This is a genomic window from Mesorhizobium sp. M4A.F.Ca.ET.090.04.2.1, assembly GCF_003999085.1.
In the GTDB taxonomy this organism is placed as follows: domain Bacteria; phylum Pseudomonadota; class Alphaproteobacteria; order Rhizobiales; family Rhizobiaceae; genus Mesorhizobium.
Genome location: NZ_RZOT01000625.1, coordinates 1 through 3,212, shown reverse-complemented (window position 1 = coordinate 3,212; position 3,212 = coordinate 1). Strand labels below are relative to the sequence as shown.

Sequence of the window (3,212 nt, the reverse complement as noted above, 5' to 3'; positions counted from 1 at the left end):
TCGGCTTCCGCGTCATCAGCGAGCGCACATTCGAGGTCGGCGAGGACCCGTCCAGCATGGTCTTCATCCACGACATGGAGCTGGAGAACAGCTACGGTAAGCCGATCGACCTTTCCGGCGGCGGCGGGCTTTTCGAGGATGCGTTCCTGTCGGTCTGGCGCGGCGACGTCGACAATGACGGCTACAATGGCCTTGCCCAGACGGCCGGCCTGTGGTCGGGCGAGATCACCATCCTGCGCGCCTATGGGCGCTACCTGCAGCAGGCCGGCATTCCGCAGAGCCAGGATTTCATCGCAGCCGCGCTCAACCGCTATCCCGACATCGCGCGCGGCCTGCATGCGCTGTTCGTCGCCCGCCTCGGGCCGGCGGCCGAAACGGAAGGCGTGGTGGCGGCCAAGCATCTCAAGGCCAAGATCAAGGATGCGCTGGAGGAGGTGCCCAATATCGATGACGACACCATCATCCGCCGCTACCTCAATCTAATCGAAGCTTCGCTGCGCACCAATCATTTCGTTGCCGGAACGAAGGAGCGAGGGCAGTCGCTGGCGATCAAGCTCGATTCGCAGGCGGTCGACGGCTTGCCGGCGCCGCGGCCGTGGCGCGAGATCTTCGTCTATGGTTCCGAGGTCGAGGGCGTGCATCTGCGCTTCGGCCCGGTCGCACGTGGTGGCCTGCGCTGGTCGGACCGCGCCCAGGACTACCGCACCGAGGTGCTAGGCCTGGTCAAGGCGCAACAGGTCAAGAACGCCGTCATCGTGCCGGTCGGCGCCAAGGGCGGTTTCTATCCGAAGCGTCTGCCCGTCGGCGGCAGCCGCGACGCCATCTTCGAGGCCGGCACCTCGGCCTACAAAAACTATGTCTCCAGCCTTTTGTCGATCACTGACAATATCGGCATAGACGGCGTCATCCCGCCGGCCGGCGTAGTCCGGCGCGATCCTGACGATCCCTATTTCGTCGTCGCCGCCGACAAGGGCACGGCGACCTTCTCCGACACCGCCAACGCGATCTCCGAGAAGCACGGCTTCTGGCTGGACGATGCCTTCGCCAGCGGCGGCTCGGCCGGCTACGACCACAAGAAGATGGGCATCACCGCCAAAGGCGCCTGGGAAGCGGTCAAGCGGCACTTCCGCGAGATGAACCGCGACATCCAGACCTCGCCCTTCACCGTCGTCGGCGTCGGCGACATGTCGGGCGACGTGTTCGGCAACGGGATGCTGTTGTCGCCGCAGACGCGGCTGATCGCCGCCTTCGACCATCGCGATATCTTCATCGATCCCGATCCGGACATGGCGGCCTCGATGGCCGAGCGGGAGCGCATGTTCGCGCTGCCACGCTCGTCCTGGCAGGACTACGACAAGTCGAAACTGTCGGATGGCGGCGTCATCGTCTCGCGCAATCAGAAGTCGATCACGCTGCCACCGGCGGCCGCCGCCGCGATCGGGCTTGGCAAGACCACCGCGACGCCAGTCGAGATCATGAATGCCATCCTCAAGGCGCCTGTTGACCTGCTGTGGTTCGGCGGCATCGGCACCTATCTCAGGGCTTCGACCGAAACCAACGCCGATGTCGGCGACCGCGCCAACGACGCCATCCGCGTCACCGCGCTCGACGTGCGCGCCAAAGTCATCGGCGAGGGCGCCAATCTCGGCGTCACGCAGCGGGCACGCATCGAATTCGGGCTTGCCGGCGGCCGCTGTAATTCCGACGCCATCGACAATTCCGCCGGCGTCAACTGCTCCGACGTCGAGGTCAACATCAAGATCGCGCTGGCATCGGCCATGCGCAAAGGCCAGCTAGCCCGGCCGGCGCGCAACAAATTGCTCTCGGAGATGACCGGCGAGGTCGGCGGGCTGGTGCTGTCCAACAACTACCAGCAGACGCTGGCGCTCTCGATCGCCCGCAAGCGCGGGCTGGCCGACATCGCGCATCAGGGCCGCTTCATGACGGCGCTGGAGGCGCGCGGTCTGCTCAACCGTGCGGTCGAGACGCTGCCGTCCCCGGCGGCCCTTGCCGAGCGCGAGGCGCGTGGCGAGCCGTTGACCCGGGCCGAACTCGGCGTGCTGCTCGCCTATGCCAAGATCGTGCTGTTCTCCGACATCGTCGCCAGCGACGTGCCTGACGATCCGCATTTCGAGCGCGATCTGCTTGGCTATTTCCCGGACCGGATGGCGAAGAAATACGCCGCCGAGATCGACGGCCACCGGCTGCGCCGCGAGATCATCGCTCGCGTGGTCGCCAACGACCTCGTCAATCGCGGCGGTCCGTCCTTCGTCAACCGGCTGCAGGAGGCCACCGGACGCACCGCCGCCGACGTGGTGCGCACCTTTGCCGTGGTGCGCGACGGCTTCGCGCTGCCGGCGCTCTATCGCGAGATCGACGCGCTCGACAACCAGATCGACGGCCAAGTGCAGCTCGATCTCTATCAGGCAGTTAGCCGGCTCATCTTCATGACCAGCGGCTGGTACCTGAAGAACGACGCCGGCACCGCGCCGCTCGGCCAGCGCATCGCCGAGCTGCAGGAGGCACGCAAGGTGTTGGAGCCGAAGCTCGCCTCGCTGTTGCCGGCATATTCGCGCGAGCGGATCGAGGAGCGGCGGCATGGGTTGTTCAAGGCCGGGGCACCGGAGAGGCTTGCCGGACAGCTGGCGCTCGCCGATGTCGGGGAACTGATCCCGGATATCGCGCTGACGGCGCGCACCGCCAATGCCGATATCGTCGCCGCGGCGAAGGCCTTCTTCGCCGTCAGCGACGCCTTCCGCATTCCGCGCATCGAGGAAGCGACGCGCGCGATCTCGCCGCCGGACTATTACGACCAGCTGGCGCTTTCACGCGCGGCCGACACGATCGGCGCCGCCCGGCGCGGCATCGCGGTTGCGGCGCTGACCGCCCATGCCAAGGCGGCCGACCCGGTGACGGCCTGGCTGGAGGCCGGCGGCGAACGCGTCGCGCGCATCCGCGAGCGGCTGCAGGCGCTGACCGAGGGCGGCGACATCACTGTGTCGAGGCTGTCGGTGGCATCCGGGCTGATGAGCGATCTGACGGGGATGTAGCCATCTCCGAAACGCCTGGCGCCGCCCCTCATTGCCCTGCCGGTGTCCAGCCGATAGATGGGTAACAGTTTGAACCGGATACATAGGTAACAGTTCTCCCCCTATTTGTCCGCTGCAGCGCCAAGCGGATTGGTTAGCGCGGCGCTGCAGCGGACAAGCGTC

General features: G+C 66.5%; 1 protein-coding gene. It reads left to right on the top strand.

The features are described 5' to 3' along the window. The coding region (locus tag EN781_RS29315) for an NAD-glutamate dehydrogenase (protein WP_145965703.1) at positions 1-3,050 on the top strand (3,050 nt) is incomplete at its 5' end. Positions 3,051-3,212: the final 162 nt, after the last annotated feature.